This window comes from Ktedonosporobacter rubrisoli (genome assembly GCF_004208415.1).
Lineage (GTDB): Bacteria > Chloroflexota > Ktedonobacteria > Ktedonobacterales > Ktedonobacteraceae > Ktedonosporobacter > Ktedonosporobacter rubrisoli.
The window spans coordinates 6778270-6796534 of sequence record NZ_CP035758.1 but is presented as its reverse complement, the minus strand read 5'-3'; the positions used below and the strand labels follow the sequence as shown (position 1 = coordinate 6796534).

Sequence of the window (18265 nt, the reverse complement as noted above, 5' to 3'; positions counted from 1 at the left end):
AGAGGGAGAGACCATGGCAAAAGCTACCCAGGACGATTCTGCAACAAAGCAAAAGAGAATTAAGCAGCGTAAGAAGCAAGCGAAACGTGAAGCTAAGTTGATGTTAAAGGTTGAGCAGGCCAAAGGCTCAGTTGAAAAGGCCCGACAGAAGATGAGTAAAGCTGAAGCTAAGCACGGCGATGCGCTTGCCCGCTTACGCGGCCTTGAAGAGAAGCTGGCCGAGCTGCGCGCCGAGGAGGTGGCCACCTCTGCTCCTCACCTGGTAGCGATAAATCCTGATGCCGGGGCACAAGAGCAGGCGGATCAGCACGGCTCTCCTGCAGCATCAGCGCAGGAAGAGGCAGCGGCGGAAGCGAGCCACAAGACTGCTTTGAGCAGCGATCAGGAAGAGTCGTTGCAGCCCGAGCCTGACCTGGCAGCTCCTCATGTTGAGCATACTGGCGAGGAGGCCACAGCCCGGACCCAGGAAACTGCGCTCACGCCCGATACAGAGGCGGCGGCGCAGGAAGAAGCTGCCGAAGAGCAGCAGGGGCAGAGCGAGACGAGCGAACAGCAGGAAGAAGAGCCGGTAAAGCAGCCAGAAGCCGTGCACGATGCAGAGGAGCAGCAGGGGCAGAGTGAGACGAGCGAACAGCAGGAAGAAGAGCAGCCTACAACAAGGCCAAGTAGGCGAAGAAGAACCAGAAAATAGCCGTAAAGAGGTATGACGGCAGTCAGTGCTATCATACCTCTTTCTGCGCCTGTTCTTGCAACACGCCGCGTTTTTTCAATTTAAGATAAATCCATAGACTGATCCCCAGGAGAAGCCCCCCAAAAAGGTAGCCTCCCAGAACATCGCTAGCCCAATGGTCACCAAGATAGATGCGAGATGGCCCGATAAGCACTATAAAAGTCAGTGAGACAAGCACCAGCACATAGTGCCACCAGCGATTCAGCTTAAAAAGGATAAGGGTCAGTGCAAGCAGTAATCCCCAATAGGCCATGTATGACATCACATGCCCGCTGGGAAAGCTCTGCCCGCTCGCCTGCTGAATAATGGTGACAAGTGAGGAGGTAGGCCGTGGGCGGCTGACGATGATCTTGAGCAGGGTGTTAATATAGTGGCTTACGATGGATTCGGCGCCGATCAGTATGGCTTCCAGGCGCAATTTGGCCAGCCAGAAGGCGATTACGGTGATGGTAACGAGCGGTATAAAGAGTAAGGCCTGGCTTCCCAAATAGCTAATGGCAAGCATGCTATCCTTGAGCCAGGGAGATCGGTTCTCCTGAAATTCGTGTGTAATGGCAACATCGATAGCAAGCACCGGATGTATATGCACGAACCAGGCCAGCAGCGCAAAAACGATGAACAGGAGCAGAAAGACAGCGATGAGCACGCGCGTGTGCTGAAATGCTCGATACCAGGGTTGCCGACTGCTCTGGACCTCGGCGCGCGCCTGTCCCAGGATCTGTTCGGCCCCATCTTTGAAGGCATTGGTTATCGGTCTTTTGGGAGGCTCGGGCGACATTTTATAGAATCCTTTTGTTGCTGACTGAAGCAGTTGAAACATCTGTCAATCTATATACGGATAGGATAGGCGCCGGGACTTATAACTACCACTATAAAACGAGAGGATGATAAGAGCATGAAACAGGATGTCATGGAGAGCCGTTCCATGACATAATATCAAGTGTAATAAAGCTGACGAATGTGAGCAGCCAGCCCATCCTATCTACAACTATTAATACGTTTTGGCGAACCTAGCGAACCTATACAATCAGGAAAAACAGCTTGCAGAATGGAGGATAGATCTTGTCTATGACACATATAGAGGTACGAGTGGCTCGCGCCGAGGACAGAGAAGCCGTCCTGGCGTTTTGCCAGGATACATGGGACTGGGGAGATTATATTGATATGGTCTGGGAGGAGTGGCTCAATGATCCGCAGGGACAGCTATTGGTAGCGAGCGTCGATGGTGTGCCAGTTGCGCTCTCGCATATGCAGATGCTGACCGAAACCGATGCCTGGCTAGAAGGATTGCGGGTACATCCCGATTACCGGCGTCAAGGCCTGGCAAAAGCCTTGAATGATGCATTACTTGTCGAGGCTATGCGGCGTGGCGCAACCTATGCGCGCCTGGCGATTCATGCCGAGAACCAGCGCTCGATCGAAATCACTGAACGGAATTTCTGGCGGCGTGCAGGAGGCTTTATACTCTACTCAGCCCCGGCCGTAGCAACGACAAGCGAAGCGCAGGAGCGAACGCAGCTGGCCACTCCCGCTGATCTTGAGGAGATTATCGATTATCTCAACATGTCGAATATCTTTCCCAGCGTCGGTGGGCTCTACTATGTTGATTACCGTGGATATTCGATAAGCGATGCCTTGCTCCAGAAGCATATTGAGGAGCAGCATGTCTACCTCTTACGGCGCTGGGATCGCCTTGATGGCTTAGCAATTGCCGAGCCGGCCACACGCAGAAAAGGCCTCTCGTTAGGCTATATCGATGGAACCGCCATTGAATCCATCAGCTTAATCGCCTATGATCTGCGCCATCGGGCTGCCGATTTGCAGATGGAGAATGTGCTGGCTTATGCGCCTGATCTCGTGCTGGTGAGGGATGCCTTCGATGGCGTCGAGTATAGTGGGGAAGATGCCCCTTATTATTGCTATGAGCGCTCCCTGCTCTAAAGCCGATAGGCCATGAATTGCATAGGCCATAGCGGTTATTGATCCCTGCTATGACCTATACCTTGTGGAGAGCTTGCAAGATCTGCACATTTTTGGCATCGCTTATGTGGGGTGAAAAAGGTAGGCGGTAGAACCCCGGACCCTGTTCAGCCCAAGCTATGCGTAGCCGGAGCTCAAATAGTTATTGTGCAGGGTTGAGGATTGCATCTGGATTTTTCAATGCGTGGAATCGTAACAGCCAGCACCCATAGTTCATACCACCTCCAACGGCGGGCAGAGCTATCCAGGCGCCATCGTGCAAGCGCTTATTGCGTAGCATCTCGACGAGTGCTGTCCCAATGCTGGCGTTAGAGAGATTGCCGTAGTAGCGGAAATTATCGACAAGTTTATCCATTGTCGAGGCAGGCCAACCATAATCGTTGATGAGTAGCTCGCCAAGGCGGCGCGTAATGCGTGAATTGGCCTGGTGAGGCACAATATGCGTCAATTCATCGTAGCCAAGATGCGCATGGCGACAAAGCGCATCAATCGCCTCAGCCATGGCGCGGGGAGCCTCGCGGAACACCTCTTTGCCATTCATCTTTGTGTAGCCTACAAGATATTGCGCCAGGATCTTGCTGAGCTCCTTGCCTTTGCCCTCGCGGTACAATTGCTGTATCTTGATATCAACCTCGGCCATCTCGACCACATCTTTGCGTAAAGGCGTCTGGTAGTAGAGAGAGGAGGCCTGGCGAGCATCAGCGCCATTGATCACATACGTATCTTCGTCTCCACGCTCGAATAAATAAGCTGATGCGCCCTCGCCAAAGAGTGAGCTAGTTTTCCAGTCGAGCACATTCATAATATTGGGCAACAGGCCCTCAGCGGTGACCAGCAGCACAAGCTTAGCTGTACTGGCCATCAGAATCTCGGCGCAGGTCTGAAAGGCCTCGGTCTGGCAGGCGCAGGCCCCTTTGAGCATGGTTGCCCGTATCGGCTGTATGCCCAGGCGCGTTTGCACCATTCCGGCAATGGTAGGAAATGCATCGTTATCGGAAGAGGAAGCACCAATAATCGTGTCGATCTCGGAAGCATCGCGGCCCGCGCTGGCCAGGGCGCGCTGCGCGGCAATAACCGCCATATCCACAAGCGATTCATCAGCTTTAGCATTGGGATCATCGATCAGGCCGGGGGCGTCGTCACCGGCCATACGCCGGCAAAGCGCAATCGTGCCAGCTCGCACATTGCGCGTGCTTAGACCTGTCACGCGTTCCAGGTCGGCAGCGCTGCGAGGATCGCCGAGGCGCGTGGAGATATGGGCGAAGAATTCGTTGGTGATAATACCTTTAGGCGCATAGTTGCCCAAACCGACGAGGCGAACTTTGGCCCTTGTGTAGATCTGTGGCACGATATAGGTGTAGCGGGGCCACTGACCATCCGGTGTGAGTGTCATGAAGCGTTGCGGCGCGGCTACCCCTGCTTTCAGGCATAGAGAGGAGCGCCGCCCCTCCCTTCTTTTGTGACTGATTTTATAGATAAGGCCTTTGGTACAGAAGCGTTTTCTTGAGCCTGGCAGGCACGCTCCAAACCTGCTAATAGAGATAAATTGTGCTGCTTTGCATGCCAAAGATCGGTGCTGCGGCAATAGGAGAGAGGTCCGCGCGATCGAATCTTGATGCACCAAGATACAGCACTACTATGTGCAGAACTCCCACTATACTGTAGGGGCTCTAACAACTTAGTATAGCATAAGAGCGCGGAGATGTGTCTATTGGCAAGAAAAAGGATCACGTAGGTAGAGAAAGCCAAGAATCCGGGGTACAGGGACGGAGCCCTGGCACCCCTTTTGCCTACTAGCTAAAAAAAATCGAGAAGGCTTCTATCCTACCAGCGGCTATCGCGCTCGCGGCGCTCGCGTCCGCGGCCTCCGCCGTAACTTCCGCTGTAGCTGCGAGAAGAATCGCGGCGTGGGCGTGATGCGCGCTGGGACTGAAAGCAATCACTGCAATAAACTGGACGATCTTCACGGGGCTGGAATGGAACAGTAGTTAAGCGGCCACAGGAGGCGCAGACCGCTTCGTATTGCTCGCTATGCTGCGCGCGGGGCGCACCGGCCGAGCCACCACGCCGAGCGGCGCGACACTGAGGGCAGCGGCTAGGGGGGTTGGTTAATCCTTTACGCGCAAAAAATTCTTGTTCACCGGCACTGAAGGTAAAATCGTTGCCACAATCACGACAAGTTAGGAGGCGGTCTTGGTAGCTATCGTTAGATAACATGGGTAATATTTCCCCTTCTTCACACTTCGTTCCGCAATACTTCAATACTCTAGAGGTGGATGTGCAAGAAAGATATATCCCTATGTGGTGAACTAACAGATGAGAATACATCTCCTGGTGGTTCTCAGGCAGTGATGTCCTAAATTCCGGAGGCGGAACGAAACCGGGGCTTCGGATATTACTAACCAGACGGGAAGTCTTTTCCCAAACCACATAACCATTGTACCATATACATATTAAAATTACAGTGTCTTATTGACCGGGATGCTAGGATAGTAGCATGTTGAATGTTTTGTGATTATCGGAGGAAACCCTTGAACCCTGTTTCCGCGCAAAAGCCACAGGTGCCAGATTTCGCTCTACGTCCTCGACAGGTGCACACCATTACTGATCGCTTCTCGATGGCGAATACTTACCTTATCACTGCTGAGAGGACGGTTGTGGTTGATCCTGGCTCTGAATTGAACGTACGCCTCTTGCAGAAGTACTTACAAAACATCCTGCATCGTACTTCTGCCGATATCGATTTGATTGTATTGACACATCTGCATTTCGATCATACGGCTGGCGTGGAGGCGCTACGCCGGATCTGCAGCGCTCCGGTGGCCGCCTCGGCCGCTGTGAAGCGCCTGGCTCTTAACGATGGGAGCCATAAGGTATTTCCCAGGATTACGCATCTGGCAGAACAGATGCTGCCTGGATCTTTGCAGCATCTCGATCTCTTCCTGCCCGCCTATACTCAGCAGGTCAAGCTGATTGATCTATGGCTTGAGGATGTGGAGGGCTTACCTTTTCATCCCGATTGGCGCGTGCTGGCCAGTCCTGGCCATACCCCTGAGAGTCTCTGCCTCTATAATGCTTTTACGCGGGAGCTTTTGTGTGGCGACACGGTGATTACGATTGAAGGAGGCGCGCCCCTCTTACGCAGCAGCGCCAATCGGGCCCAGCTAGAGGAGACCTTGCGCGTACTGCGCGGCTTGCAGATCCAGTATCTCTATCCCGGCCATGGACGCCCTATTTTGTCTGAGCATCCTCTTGAGAGCGTTGATGTGGAGTGGTAGCAGAGGCAGAGCGTAGAGGCTATAGCTCCTTAGGCCTGATAGGGAGCTTGAGGCGCGCCGGGCCTGCACTCTGCTGCTGGCCTGTGGATGGCTGGGGCATGATAATAAATTCGGGCCGAATCGTGCGTGCAGTTTGCCAGGGATGATACTCCAGAACAAGGTTGCCGCTCGCAATGAGATCACCCTGGCGCAAGAGGCGAGGCGCATGTACGGCAACATTGTTGACGAATACATTTCTGCTCTGGGTAAGGTCATGGACGTAATCTCCATCCTCACGATGGAGGAATTGGATGTGCTGGCCGGCCAGGCCGATCTCGTTAAATACAATATCGCTTTCGGGGCTACTTCCTATTACCAGGGTTGGACGATCCAGGAGAAAGCTCTTGCCGGCCAGCGAGCCGCGACGAATGAGCAGAGCACCACCATAGGAACTGCCAGGCAGCGGGTGCGGCGTTGCTTGCGGTGGCCGGGGCATGGGCTCCCAAAGTGCTGACGTCTCCGGCGCGGGCGTGAGCGAATTGGTAGGCCTGGCCTGATTGTTGAGTAGAGGCCGGGTGGGTGGCAGTGGCGATGCTTGCTCGGGAGACAGATCTGGCTTTGTTGCTCCAGGCTGCACGGGCGCCTGTAGTATCTGGTCGGTGTGGGGCAGATTCAGCGGCGGTTGCTCTCCTTGATTACGCTCATTAGTGGCTCTCTGCTTAGCTTGTACGCTTTCGCTCTTTTGGCTGGATGAGTCCTGTGTAAGCGAATCTGCGACGGAGACCCACTTATGGTTGGCCAACGGATCAAACTCTTCATCTTGCCCTTGACGCTGCTCGGCTTTGATAAAAGCGAAGGTTTGCGAACCAACCTTGAGGACGTCGCCACTCTTCACTTCAGCCTTGTGGCGGATACGCCGCTCGTTGAGCAGTACCCCGTTAAGGCTCTCACAGTCGGCAATATAGATCTTGCCGCTTTCCCAGTAAAGCTCAGCATGATGGCGCGATGCCATCTCATCATCAATCCAGATGTCGTTATCCTCATCGCGCCCAATGGTTGCCAGGGCTCGTTTGAGCGCCAGGCGCTGGCCCATAAAGTTGCCGCTGCGATACTCTAGCCATCCCCAGGGCGTATCTTCGCCAAAGACGTAGGCGCTTGATAGCTCTGAGTGCCGCGGGCTTGCCGCGGGCGCAATTCCCGCCCGGGGAATATGGACTGAAGTAGTCGTAGTGCGTGGCTGGCCATAAAGGTAATAGGCTGCCGTGATACCAAGCGGGAGCAGCCAGCCCCAGAGCGCAATGTAGCCAAGGATAACCCCTATTTCGGCGACGGATAGAATGGCAGGCTGGGCGGTAAAGCGTATATTATACCAGGCGAAGGTAGGGAGCAGGAGCAGAGCAGAAATAGCACAGGCGATAATCGCTCCGACGAGCTGGCGCGTTGTTCCATGGCGACGCAGGGTAGTATAGAGCGCGTTAGCCGCAATTGCCAGTATACAGCATGCTAACCCGCCATAACAGCCTAAATAAAACCAGGTTGGAAAATCTAGCGTGCTCGTCGTCATTTCTCCTTTTAACAACTGTGCTATTTAACCCCATGTGCAAGTTTTTCTCCCACCTGCGGCGGTAAGAAGTGAAGAGAGGCTGGGGTGTCCCCCCTGACAGGTTTGCCCCGTTATCCAAAGTTGCACATCGCGTTATTTAAAACATTGGTCCAATATGCGTGTTTCTGGCATCGCTGATCAGAATCGTATCTATGATCGTGTGCTGTTTCTCATTCTGGCTATAGAGATTGTTTGCTGCGGTCATCGCAGAGTCGGCGGCAACGTTGTTGTTAACATCAACGGCGTCCCAGTACTGAAATTGCTTGTTATCAGACGTTAAGGCCACACCGAGAAAGGCGTGTCCTGGAATAATGACAATTTCAGCGTGCAAGCCGATGCGCTCAACTGCGGCAGCCAGGAGGGCCGTCAGCTCGATACACATGCCGCTGTGCTGCTGCAGTACTTCAGCTGGCAGCTTGACTGTCTGCATTGCAGTATTGTCAGCAGGCAGGGCCGTTGCGCTATAAGGCACGCTGGCCTGAATATAATGAATATGGTAATCCTTCCAGAGAGTATCATAAATAGCGTCTACCTGGTCCATTACTTGCTGAGGAGTTGCGCCATTGTAGCCAACCATCGCGGCCGGGACAGGAGCTTCCTGGTCCTTGAGATGGGCTGTGGCTTTTGTCACAAGCTTAGCAATAGATGGAGCTCCTGGGGTAACCCAGGCGGCAATCTTGAGACGATTCAGGGTCGTCCACTGCATTAACCAGCGAGAATGCAGCAGGAGCGCTATGTCATCCACATAATAGGAATGTCCGCGAGTATCTTTCACCTCCACGTGTAGTGCAGTATTTGTCTCCAGGGTTAATTTTGCCAGGGCCTGTTCCAGCTGGGCAGGAATAAATGTGCTCGACTGGGTGCCCGTAGTCGCATTTACTGTGTGGGTCTGCGTCTGACTGAAATGCGTAACAGTAACGCTAAGTATCAGCGTTAAAGGCTCACTGCTACTATAATCAATCGTAAAGAGAGGATATTGCGTGGAGACATAAGAGGGATAGAATGCGCTAAAAATTGCTGTTGGCGCTCGCACGCAAATCCGTACAGGGGCCTGACCTCCACAGTGTTGCTGATCCTCAAGGATACTTTGCTGATAATGCGAGTATGCCTGTGTTCCCCCTACCACATAGAAGCTAGAGAGAATGGTTAAGACAAGCAGGATGAGGACCAGAAATATAGATTTTTTCTTCATCGCATACCCAGCCTCATGACATAACATGCATTATATAGCTTTATATAGAGGATTTGCTCAGAACCAATGATATCATGATGTATCATGATGGGCAATTTAGTAGGACTTGTGGGGGAGCTCTATACCTGATTCTAATGCCCCATTCGGCTGCATAAGTGCTCAAGTCTCTCGGATTGGAGCAGAGCGCTAGTAGTCTATCAAGCTTTACGAAATGGGTGAAAGCGGCGGGATGGTCAAGGGCGGCGATCAGCTCGCGCGGCGCATGCGTCACATGACGTCTGACAAAGCCCTGATTTGTATGATAAATCCAGAGAGCATCAAGTAATACAAGCGAGAATAAAATGCAGGGGAAATTATTGTCCATATTAACTTCCCTTTTTATAGTAACTTTGTACATTGTGCTTCTTGGCAAGCTGTTTTACCATTATAGTGTCTTCTAAGAGATTTCTAATCCTTGGAAGAATTTTTCTAATGAGTTTCTAATCTGATAAAGCTCAATGTCTTAAATCATCAATACGTGAGGAGCACGGCAAGCGCTTTTAGCTTATTGGCTTCTAAAATTTTTTTAATGTCTTTGAATTTATATAGTAAAACTTTAAAGGATCTATTGATGCAACTGCCAACCCGAACAAAAAGAGTTTCCTTCACTTTACCTGCGTCCCTTCATCCTCTCACGGAAAAGTATTTTTCTATTTTCTGGGCTGGTGCTTTTCTTTCCAGTATCGGCTTCTGGATTCAGGCTGTAGGGGAAGGTTGGCTGGTCCTGCAGTTGACGAACTCGGCATTGTTGCTAGGACTTGTCACCTTTGCGGCCACGCTACCGAACGTAGTGTTGTCGCTCTTTGGGGGCGCGATCGCTGATCGTGTGAATCGGCGTTACTTATTAATCATAACGCAGAGCGTGTACCTGTCCAGCGCGCTGACCATTGGCATACTCACGACGTTGCACCTCATCCAGGTCTGGATGATTATTCTCATTGCACTTATCAACGGCACCTTTAGTTCGGTGGGTTTTCCGGCCTGGCAGACGTTTATCAGTGAGCTGGTATCTCCGGGTGAGCTGAAGCAGGGCATTGCCTTGAATTCAATGCAGTTTAATCTCTCGCGCGTAATTGGCCCGGCGATCGGAGGCATTTCGGTCGGCGTACTCGGGGTTGCTGGATCATATTATCTCAATGCGCTCAGCTATGTGGCTATCTTGATCCCGCTGTTGGTGATGCGCCCGGCGCTGCGCATGCATACTAGCGCGGAGCGGCAGAGCATCTGGCAGGGGGTTCGCGAGGGACTGAGTTATGTACGTAAGCTGCCGAGCCTTCAACTGGCTCTTGTGCTTCAGTTTGTCATTGTTTTTCTCGTCTTCCCATATGCAACTTTGCTGCCCATCTTTGCCAATAACATTTTTCATATCGGGGCTCAGGGATTGGGCTTGCTGAATTCGGCTGCGGGTATCGGAGCTCTTTGCGGCTCTGTCCTTGTCGTCTTACGCAGCCAGCGCATGGAGTATGGTCCGCGTGCGCTCATCATTCTGGGTATCGTTGGTGGCAGCGCCTGCGCGGCTTTTGCCATGGCTCACAGCCTCCAGCTGGCTCTGCTCTTGTTACTGGTGGTGGGAGCATGTGCGGTTATGGCTTCGACGATTACCAATACGACGGTCCAGACGATGGTGCCCGAGGAGATGCGCGGGCGTGTGCTAAGCTTGTGGGTGCTCTCTTCGGCTGGCATTGGTCCGTTCGGTAATCTTGTAGCTGGCTGGGTTGCTCAATACGTGGGAGCTCCTATCACTTTGATGCTGAGCGGAGGCCTATGCGCAATTATTGCTCTCATTGTGCTGTGCTGGCGCATGCAGCTCAAACCTCGCATGGTAGAGAATTCTATCGATAGCTGCAAAGCTGTCTCGGCAAAGTAAAGAAAAGAAAAATCTGGGGGCACAAGCCCCCAGTTCCCCTTCTATCGCCCTTCAAGCAGACCTGGGGAAAATCCCGCGGAAAGTGGCAGATTCATAAAAGCCTCAGTTGCCAGCTTATCCATAACGTTAGGGTCTTTGCTAATGCGATTTACCCACTCCCTGGCTAGCTGTTGATCCAGGTCACCCCTTTGCACGGCGGCATTCGCGAGGTCCTGGAAGGCCTTTTGCTCAATCTTATGAAGCTGCTCGGCGGAAATGTGCTGCTGTCCGGCGATATCCTCAAGGCTGTGTTTCTGCTCCAGCAAGGCCGTCACCTGCTCAGGTGACATGTGCAAGCCATCGGCGATGCTCTTTTGGAGCGCATAGGTATATTTTGACAACAAAAAGGCTCTCTCGAAGCTAATATCCTGCTCCTTGGGATTTGATGCAGCCATGCTGCCAATCGTTGCTGGTGGAGCTGGGATATGCAGTTGTCCCATAAAGCATCCCAGGCCAAAGCAAAGCAGCGCAACAAGGATAAGAATAAGCCACCAATGCTTTGGGGATTTGGGGTGCCGTGGCAAATCGGTAATTTTTTGCCCATGCCTCATATACATGCCCTGGGCTGCTTGCTCGTCATCCTGTAATACGTATGCCTGTATCTGTTCCTGCCGGCCCTGAGCTTCTGATGGTGCCTCCGAAGAAGTGGAGCTCTCATATGAGGAAGCCTGTGCTGCTGGAGGTGTCGAGAGCGGCTGTTGTTCTCTCAGCACACCATAAACAGGAGTATTATCCTGGGTATGCCATTGGAGCGCCATATGGGCAGCTTCTCTTACCTCGTTATCCCTATCATGCAAGGCGCTGGCCAGGGTAGTACGGGAGACGCGTTGCCCCTGTTTCACCAGGGCAAAGATAGCAGCTTCGCGCACATGCCAATTCTCATCGTTGAGCGCATTCTCCAGGACATGCAGCGGTACGCGCTTCCCCATATTGCCCAGCGCATGTATCGTTGCGGCTCGTACTGCCTCATCCTCATCGTGCAGAACTGACATGAGCAACTCAATAGAGGCCCCTGAATCCAGCTTGCCAAGCGCGCGTACGGCCGCCACACGTTCTTCCCAGTTCGCGCTTTTTAGGCGTGAGACGAGCGTATCTACTGGTATTTCGGACAAGGTTTCCTCGGGTCTAAGCCCGAGATGCTGCAGGACGGTAGGTAGAAGCGTTTCTGGAACCATGACGGGTTCTGTCGTTGCCTCTTCAGTGTGTATGTCATCCTGTTCAACAGGCTTTTCAAGTTCATGATCTGCCATATGAGCCTCTCAGTAGATCTTTTGTCTGACTGTTCTGGGCCTCTGCCGCTTTACGCAAGAGACGTAAGCCACGGTGTACGCTTGATTTGACTGTGCCGATGGGTTGGTGAAGCAGGTCGGCTATCTCGCGGTAGCTCAGGTTCTCGAAATAGTAGCAGTTTACAGCGGTGCGATAATGCGTGGGTAGCTGGGCGATGAGCCTCTCTAGCGCGTGCAACTCTTCCCTGATTTCTAGAATGTTTTCGGGCTGCTCCTGGTTGTTATCCTCAATAGCGAGTAGCGTACTTTCTTCCGAAAGATCAAGCTGAGTATACTGGAGCCGCATATTGTTGCGCTGGCGATAAAAAATATTCATAGCAATTTTATAGAGCCAGGGCAAAAGCTTCATCGTACGAATGCGCTCGGTGGGATAATCAGCTAGAGCATGGTAGGCACGTATAAAAGTTTCCTGAACTATATCTTCGGCATCCTGGGGGCTATACACCTGACGCAATACGAAAGCGTAGAGCCGCTGCTGAAAACCCAACACCAGAAGCTGAAAGTGGTTATTCAGATCTACCGCCAGTAATTCTGGTAAATCAGCTAAAGTTTTCCCTGGCTCCATAAATTCAGTACCTCGCATGCTTCCCTGCGTTCGGCCTTAGCAGTCACGTTACAAAAGTAAATCAGCACTCCTGCCTTTGAGGAGTGTTCGGCAGTAGATTCGGCGTTGCCTTTCCTCCACCTGGTTTTGCTGGCAATCCATGTCAGTAGTATTCTCTTGACATTTTTATGCTTCTAAATAAAGAAATACCAGAAAGTATCCTTTGGTTGCAGCTTTCTCAGGGATGAATAGGAAGAATTTATGCTGATGATTTTGCCTCTGAACGAGCCCATTGTAACATAAATTTATGTCAGGCTGTATTATGATCCCAGAGAATGGCTATTTTTTTGCCAGGTTTCCTCGTGCTTTGTCACAAATTTGTAACAAAATCTCCTTAAATTCTCGATACTCGCCAACTATACTGAGCTTGAAAGAAACAATATGTCTCAATGTTGCTGGCATTAGCATAAAATAATGAAATCGTCATGATTTGCCATAGATGAATTATAAAGGAAATAGAAATGGGCATTGAGCGAAACGATAGGAAAGAGCGCGTTGATGAGCGTGAATATAGATTTGAGCAGCGTCAAAGCGGCTATGATTATGATTATCCGCTGCCACGACAGCGTAAGAGCATCTTCAGGAGATTGTGGCTGCCGATCTGCATTGTTGTTCTGCTGCTAGGTATCTGGAGTGTGGCGCAGAATGGATTGATAGTCAAGCATAGTGAGCTTCCTGTACGTAGCTTTACGCTTGCCAACCATGGCACATTGCGCTTTGATGGCGGAGCGGGCAATCTGCGTATTCATGGCGAGCCGGGTAATAGCATTGTTGTGCATGCAACGAGCAATGTGATCGGTCTGCAGGCACCTGAAATCACTGAGGCGCAGGTTTCGTATAGTCAGGATGGCAATGCTGTGGCGATCCGCAGCCAGGATAGCTCGGGCTTGCTTGGTGTGCGTTATATCGATTTCGATATTACTGTACCCACGGCGCTTGATATGGATCTTGAAGTAGGATCTGGCAATATAGACATCAGTAATCTTAAAGGGAACCTGGCTATCAAGACGGGCAGTGGCAATCTTCAGGCTCGCGCGATTAATGGCCAGGATGCGTTCTCCAGTGGTTCCGGTAATATTGTGGTTGAGCAAGGTCAGGTAAGTGGGCGCACTATGCTTAAGTCTGGCAGTGGCAATATTCGCCTTGATGCGGCGCTCGATCCTTCCGGTAGCTATGAGCTTAGCACTGGTAGCGGCAATATTACGCTGGCCTTGCCGGCAAATAGTTCCTTCCATCTCAATGCCTCGACCGACTCTGGTAATCTGAACAATGCCTTTGGGAGTACTGATGTGGGCCAGGGAACCAGGGCCGCGCTATCAGTTGACTCGGGCAGTGGCAATATTATTCTGCAACGCCGCTAGCGAAAGATTTTTGCAAGACGTTCTTCCTCCATCCCTCTTATCCGGGCAGCCCCGTTCCCTGACGAGGCTGTCCGGCTTTATTTGCCTGCCCTGCTAACATTCTTAAGCCCAATTTGCTCTGCCAAGAAGAGCTAGGCTATGCTCCAGACATTTACTGTGCAGCCTGTATCGGGATGCTCGCTATCGGTAGCTCTGATCGTGGAGATTGTTGCGGCGGCCAGCTTGCTGCTATCGGGCGACCAGGCCAGAGGCATGATAACCTTTGGCCTGGCAACATGCCCAAAGGTGGCAACGATCTTGTGTTGTTTGACGTCCCACAGGTGCAGGTCAGAGCCACTGACCGCGATATATTGCCCGTTGGGTGACCACTTGAGGTCGTCAATATGGTTGCTGTCCTGGGCCTGGAAGGAGTAGGCGACATGACCCGTGCTGGCCTCACGAACGTAAACCTTATTGTTCTGGCTGGTAGCGATGTAGCGACTGTCGGGCGACCAGGCTAAGCTTGCCGAGCTGGAATCGATGTTAATGCTACTGTGCTGGCCTGTGCTCACATTCCAGATCCAGGCCGTGCCATCAGAGTTGGTAGAGGCGATATATTTGCCGTCAGGTGACCAGCTGAGAGCCAGGGGAAGAGTATTCCCGACGCTGCCCAGGGTACTGATGACTTCGCCTGTGCTGGCGTTCCAGATCTGCAAGCTTTTGTGCTCGACGAGCGAGACGATCTGTCTGCCATCGGCTGACCAGGTGGAGATGCCGATGATGGGTGCCGAACCGCTAAAATTATCAAGGCGCGTATTTATTTGGGCTGATGTGGGAGTAGGCATGGTGGTAGGCGTTAGTTGCGTGGGAGTAGGCGGCATTGGAGTGGGTGTGAGGGGAGCCGGAGTGGGCGTGACAGTAGGCGCCGGAGTAGATGTAGGCATAAGCGGTGTGGGCGTAGGCTGCACGCTGGAATCCGGGGCGCTGGGCCGAAAAGTTGCAATAACATTTCCTGTGCTGCCATCGAGTATCTGAGCCTGGGTGCCGTGTACCAGCAGGCGTGTGCCGTCAGGTGACCACATAACGAGATCGGTCCCGTTTGGGACTGTATAACTTTTTGCCTGATTACATGTTTGCGCATTGAAGATTTTGAGGTTGTCATTACTAACAGCTATCTTGCCCTGGGCCGAGAGGCTTAAGGAGACTCCGACTTTAGCCTGGCTCACGGCTGGATTAGGATCGTCAAAGCTGCATAAATGTTTGATTGTGCCTGTATGGGTAGTCTGTTGTATAGGTTGCGCGCCATTCGGCATGGCTGGCTTGAAAGCTGATGAGAGCAGCATCCAGCTCAGGATAGTGATTAATAAAACAGCGGCCATAGCACTTATCGCCATAGCTTTTCCGATGGAGCGTTTCCTTGACGGCTCATATGGACTTGTAGTTTCTGCTATTCTCTGATTTGGCATAGCGCTTCCTCTTCTGTTTACCAGATTGTCCCGCTGAGGGGACAAATGAGCTTGCTCCTGCACAAAGCGGTCCCAGATGCGCTCTAACGATTGCTCGTTTGCTCTGGCAAAAGGCATGTAGAGTTTATGCAAGTCCTGCACCAGGAGGCGATCTTCATCTGTGAGCTCGTGAGAAGAGAGCCCTGTGAGCTCGTCGTCAGCTGCCGACGATGTTTGGAATTCATGCTCTTTCATCGTGTCCTGCCTTTTCCCTAGTTTTTTGATAGATAGCGCGTAAACCACGTATGGTGCGGAAGAGCAACATGCGTACGGCTCCTTCGCTTTTGTTGAGCACAGGAGCGATTTCTGCACATTTGAGGCCATGGCCAAAATGAAGCTGCAACACTGTTTGCTGTTGAGTTGATAAGGCTTTGATGGTTGTATGCAGCTGCGCGTACTCTTCCCGCTTTAAGCTGATGTGCTCAGGAGCTTTTGCCTCATCCTCGTAGAGCGTATCAGCCAGGTAGTCGATGGATGTCCTTTGCTCACGTGCTGAGCGTCTATGGAGGTCCACGGCTTTATTGCGGGCAATGGTCCAGAGCCACGCTTCTTGCTTCTTCTCATCAAATGTCGAAAATTTGCCTTGTTGGAGCACGGCCAGAAAGACTTCAAGCACAATGTCCTCAGCGTCCTCGCGTGAGCCCGTTTGCTGATAGATATAGGCGAAAATCCCTGGCGCATACCGCTGATAGAGCCTGGCATAGAACGAGTTTTCCTGCCTGCTTGTCGCTATGTGTTGCATACTTGTCCCTCGGGAGTTTTTTGAGATCTCATAGGAATCTCGCTGAAGGCGCAGAGTTATAACGGATGGAGGCAAATCAGATGGTGCTGGCTTAGAAATAAGGACTTCCTGGCCAATGAGGTGACGAGTAGCAGGGATTTTCAGGGCTGGGTACCCCACAGGTGTCGCGATGGATAAGCGTTAGGACAAGGAGAGCGTTATTTGCTGCCTCAGCGGTAATTAAGTTCTGGCACTCCTGATACTATTACTCGTTTCCTAAGAGTTTTCTCAGGCTAAAAAAGCGGATTCGTGCTATAATCAGCTCGGGACGATTATTTTAGTTATCCAACTAAAAATTTTAATGACTGGACTAGCAGTCGGAAAGCTGAGAGGGTGAAATATGCCAGGCCATGTCAGGGAACGCAGCGAGATTATTGGAGATCTTCACGAGGAATTGCGCCAGCTCAGCCTGGATGCCGTGGTTTTTGGTCAGGTGGTGGCTGACAGGCTGGGGATCAATGCGGGAGATCTTGAGTGCCTGGGTATCCTGAGCCGCGTTGGCCCGGTCACTGCTGGCCAGCTGGCTGGTCTAACCGGTCTAAGCACAGGTGCGGTAACTGGATTGGTGGACCGCCTGGAAAAAGCAGGCTATGTCAGGCGCTGGCGCGATCAAGAGGACCGCCGGCGCGTAATCATTCAGCTGGTCAGGGAGAAGGCGCTTCAGGAGATAGAGCCGCTCTTTGGTTCTTTAGCGCGGGTCATCAAAGAGCATTCCGCGCTCTATAGTGATGAGGAATTGGAACTGTTTCTGCGTTTTATCTCAGGAACGAATCAGCAGATGCATGAACAAATCAGCAGGCTGCGCAGAGAGGAGCATTGAGAGGGACCGCTTGCATCTTCTTGCCGGAGTTGAGCGTATTAACTCGTGTATGCAACAATACGTAAAGAAGGTGAGAACATGAAAATAGCTCAGGTTGCTCCTCCATGGATTACTATTCCGCCCAAAAATTATGGCGGGACGGAAAGTGTGATCTGCAATCTTATTGAGGCGCAGGTGGCACAAGGTCATGATGTGACCTTATTCGCACCTGGCGATGCTAAAACCTCTGCAAAACATGTATCGTTTTTCCCGAAATCTTTGCTTACCGAGGGTGTTCCCTGGACGATGCATCTCAAGGCTTTCTATCACTTACAGAAGGCGCTGGAACAGGTGCGTGAGCAGGATTTCGATATTGTCCATATGCATCTTTCTTCGGGCTCGGATATGTATATTTTACCGCTGGCGGCGACATTTCCGCTGCCTCATGTGACGACGCTACATAGCCATTTCCCCTTCGATCATGGGCCTGGCGGCTGGACGGGAGATGCCGACAAGTACTATATGGATTGGGCTTCCCAGGTGCCTATTGTGGCGATTAGTAAAACTGCGAAGGCGCAAGAGAAGATGCCTCTCAATTTTGCCGGGGTTGTCTACAATGGTATCGATATGGAGCAGGTCCGTCCCGGACGTAGAAAACCCGGCGATTACTTTGTGTGGCTGGGGCGTTTCGTGCCGGAGAAAGGACCCCACCTTGCCATTGAGGCGGCGAAGCGGGCAAACGTGCCGCTCGTTCTGGCCGGCACTATTGATCGTTATGAAAAGGCTTCGATGACCTACTTTCAGGAGCAGGTGAAGCCGCACTTTGACAAAAAGCAGATCAGGTATGTGGGCCCCGTCAATATGAAGGAGAAGGTGAGCTTGCTGAGCCGGGCGCGGGGCTTTCTCAATCCGATTGAGTGGGAGGAGCCCTTTGGCATGGTAATGGTGGAGGCGCTGGCCGTGGGCTGCCCGGTCATCTCGTTTGAGCGTGGGGCCGCTCCAGAGATCATTGAGCATGGGAAGACTGGCTTCCTGGTGCACAATCTCGACGAATTGATTGAGCATATCCCACGTATCGCTGAAATCGACAGGGGCACGTTACGCCCCTATGTCGATCAGCGTTTTTCAGCGCGGGTAATGGCTGAGAACTACATGCAGGTCTATGAGCAGGTTATTCAGAGCCGGCGTCAAGCGCAGCCACAGGCTGCAACGGACTCGGTGGCTGTTTCATCGTTATAAT

At 52.0% G+C, this 18265-nt stretch carries 17 protein-coding genes; 7 read left to right on the top strand and 10 right to left on the bottom strand.

Annotation, left to right across the window (positions count from 1 at the left end; all coding sequences use genetic code 11):
* Positions 1-13: 13 nt before the first annotated feature.
* Positions 14-691: a hypothetical protein gene (locus EPA93_RS29610; RefSeq protein ID WP_129890980.1), complete on the top strand. Its 678-nt coding sequence runs from the start codon at positions 14-16 to the stop codon at positions 689-691.
* A gap of 31 nt (positions 692-722) precedes the next feature.
* Here EPA93_RS29610 and EPA93_RS29605 read toward each other — a convergent pair whose 3' ends face one another.
* Positions 723-1508, bottom strand: coding sequence for a phosphatase PAP2 family protein (locus tag EPA93_RS29605; RefSeq protein WP_165423478.1), 786 nt, complete (start codon positions 1506-1508; stop codon positions 723-725).
* Between the two features lie 290 nt (positions 1509-1798).
* Here EPA93_RS29605 and EPA93_RS29600 point away from each other — a divergent pair, with 290 nt between their 5' ends.
* The gene (locus EPA93_RS29600; protein WP_129890978.1) at positions 1799-2671 is read left to right on the top strand and encodes a GNAT family N-acetyltransferase; all 873 of its coding nucleotides are present in this window, start codon (positions 1799-1801) and stop codon (positions 2669-2671) included.
* Positions 2672-2852: 181 nt separating this feature from the next.
* On the opposite strand, the gene EPA93_RS29595 is transcribed toward EPA93_RS29600, so the two are convergent.
* Both EPA93_RS29595 and EPA93_RS29590 read right to left on the bottom strand, forming a co-directional pair.
* Positions 2853-4103: a 3-oxoacyl-ACP synthase III family protein gene (locus EPA93_RS29595; protein WP_129890977.1), complete on the bottom strand. Its 1251-nt coding sequence runs from the start codon at positions 4101-4103 to the stop codon at positions 2853-2855.
* 431 nt (positions 4104-4534) lie between these two features.
* Positions 4535-4927 (bottom strand): zinc-ribbon domain containing protein, encoded by a 393-nt coding sequence (locus EPA93_RS29590; RefSeq protein ID WP_129890976.1) that lies wholly within the window; start codon positions 4925-4927, stop codon positions 4535-4537.
* 314 nt (positions 4928-5241) lie between these two features.
* Here EPA93_RS29590 and EPA93_RS29585 point away from each other — a divergent pair, with 314 nt between their 5' ends.
* On the top strand, positions 5242-5988 hold the full coding sequence (locus tag EPA93_RS29585; RefSeq protein ID WP_165423477.1) for an MBL fold metallo-hydrolase: 747 nt from the start codon (positions 5242-5244) through the stop codon (positions 5986-5988).
* Between the two features lie 19 nt (positions 5989-6007).
* Here EPA93_RS29585 and EPA93_RS29580 read toward each other — a convergent pair whose 3' ends face one another.
* The 3 genes from EPA93_RS29580 to EPA93_RS29570 form a co-directional block, all read right to left on the bottom strand.
* Positions 6008-7531, bottom strand: a complete 1524-nt coding sequence (locus tag EPA93_RS29580) for an FHA domain-containing protein (protein WP_129890974.1) — start codon at positions 7529-7531, stop codon at positions 6008-6010.
* A gap of 136 nt (positions 7532-7667) precedes the next feature.
* On the bottom strand, positions 7668-8762 hold the full coding sequence (locus tag EPA93_RS29575; protein ID WP_165423476.1) for a transglutaminase family protein: 1095 nt from the start codon (positions 8760-8762) through the stop codon (positions 7668-7670).
* Between the two features lie 82 nt (positions 8763-8844).
* Complete coding sequence (locus EPA93_RS29570) at positions 8845-9126, bottom strand: hypothetical protein (protein WP_129890972.1); 282 nt, start codon at positions 9124-9126, stop codon at positions 8845-8847.
* A gap of 246 nt (positions 9127-9372) precedes the next feature.
* On the opposite strand from EPA93_RS29570, the gene EPA93_RS29565 reads away from it, so the two are divergent.
* Positions 9373-10668, top strand: coding sequence for an MFS transporter (locus EPA93_RS29565; protein WP_165423475.1), 1296 nt, complete (start codon positions 9373-9375; stop codon positions 10666-10668).
* 41 nt (positions 10669-10709) lie between these two features.
* On the opposite strand, the gene EPA93_RS29560 is transcribed toward EPA93_RS29565, so the two are convergent.
* Positions 10710-11957 (bottom strand): HEAT repeat domain-containing protein, encoded by a 1248-nt coding sequence (locus tag EPA93_RS29560; protein ID WP_129890970.1) that lies wholly within the window; start codon positions 11955-11957, stop codon positions 10710-10712.
* A complete protein-coding gene (locus EPA93_RS29555; protein ID WP_129890969.1) occupies positions 11944-12579 on the bottom strand; it encodes an RNA polymerase sigma factor in 636 nt (211 codons plus the stop codon). Before EPA93_RS29555 ends, EPA93_RS29560 begins: the two co-directional genes overlap by 14 nt.
* 482 nt (positions 12580-13061) lie before the next feature.
* On the opposite strand from EPA93_RS29555, the gene EPA93_RS29550 reads away from it, so the two are divergent.
* Positions 13062-13961, top strand: a complete 900-nt coding sequence (locus tag EPA93_RS29550) for a DUF4097 family beta strand repeat-containing protein (protein WP_129890968.1) — start codon at positions 13062-13064, stop codon at positions 13959-13961.
* A 131-nt stretch (positions 13962-14092) separates the two neighbouring features.
* Here EPA93_RS29550 and EPA93_RS29545 read toward each other — a convergent pair whose 3' ends face one another.
* Positions 14093-15640: a WD40 repeat domain-containing protein gene (locus EPA93_RS29545; RefSeq protein WP_129890967.1), complete on the bottom strand. Its 1548-nt coding sequence runs from the start codon at positions 15638-15640 to the stop codon at positions 14093-14095.
* The gene (locus tag EPA93_RS29540) at positions 15627-16187 is read right to left on the bottom strand and encodes an RNA polymerase sigma factor (protein ID WP_129890966.1); all 561 of its coding nucleotides are present in this window, start codon (positions 16185-16187) and stop codon (positions 15627-15629) included. The genes EPA93_RS29545 and EPA93_RS29540 overlap by 14 nt, the downstream gene beginning before the upstream one ends.
* 379 nt (positions 16188-16566) lie before the next feature.
* Here EPA93_RS29540 and EPA93_RS29535 point away from each other — a divergent pair, with 379 nt between their 5' ends.
* Together EPA93_RS29535 and EPA93_RS29530 are read left to right on the top strand one after the other, a co-directional pair.
* Positions 16567-17046: a MarR family winged helix-turn-helix transcriptional regulator gene (locus tag EPA93_RS29535; RefSeq protein WP_129890965.1), complete on the top strand. Its 480-nt coding sequence runs from the start codon at positions 16567-16569 to the stop codon at positions 17044-17046.
* A gap of 78 nt (positions 17047-17124) precedes the next feature.
* Positions 17125-18264 (top strand): glycosyltransferase family 4 protein, encoded by a 1140-nt coding sequence (locus EPA93_RS29530; RefSeq protein WP_129890964.1) that lies wholly within the window; start codon positions 17125-17127, stop codon positions 18262-18264.
* The last annotated feature ends 1 nt before the right edge of the window (position 18265 follow it).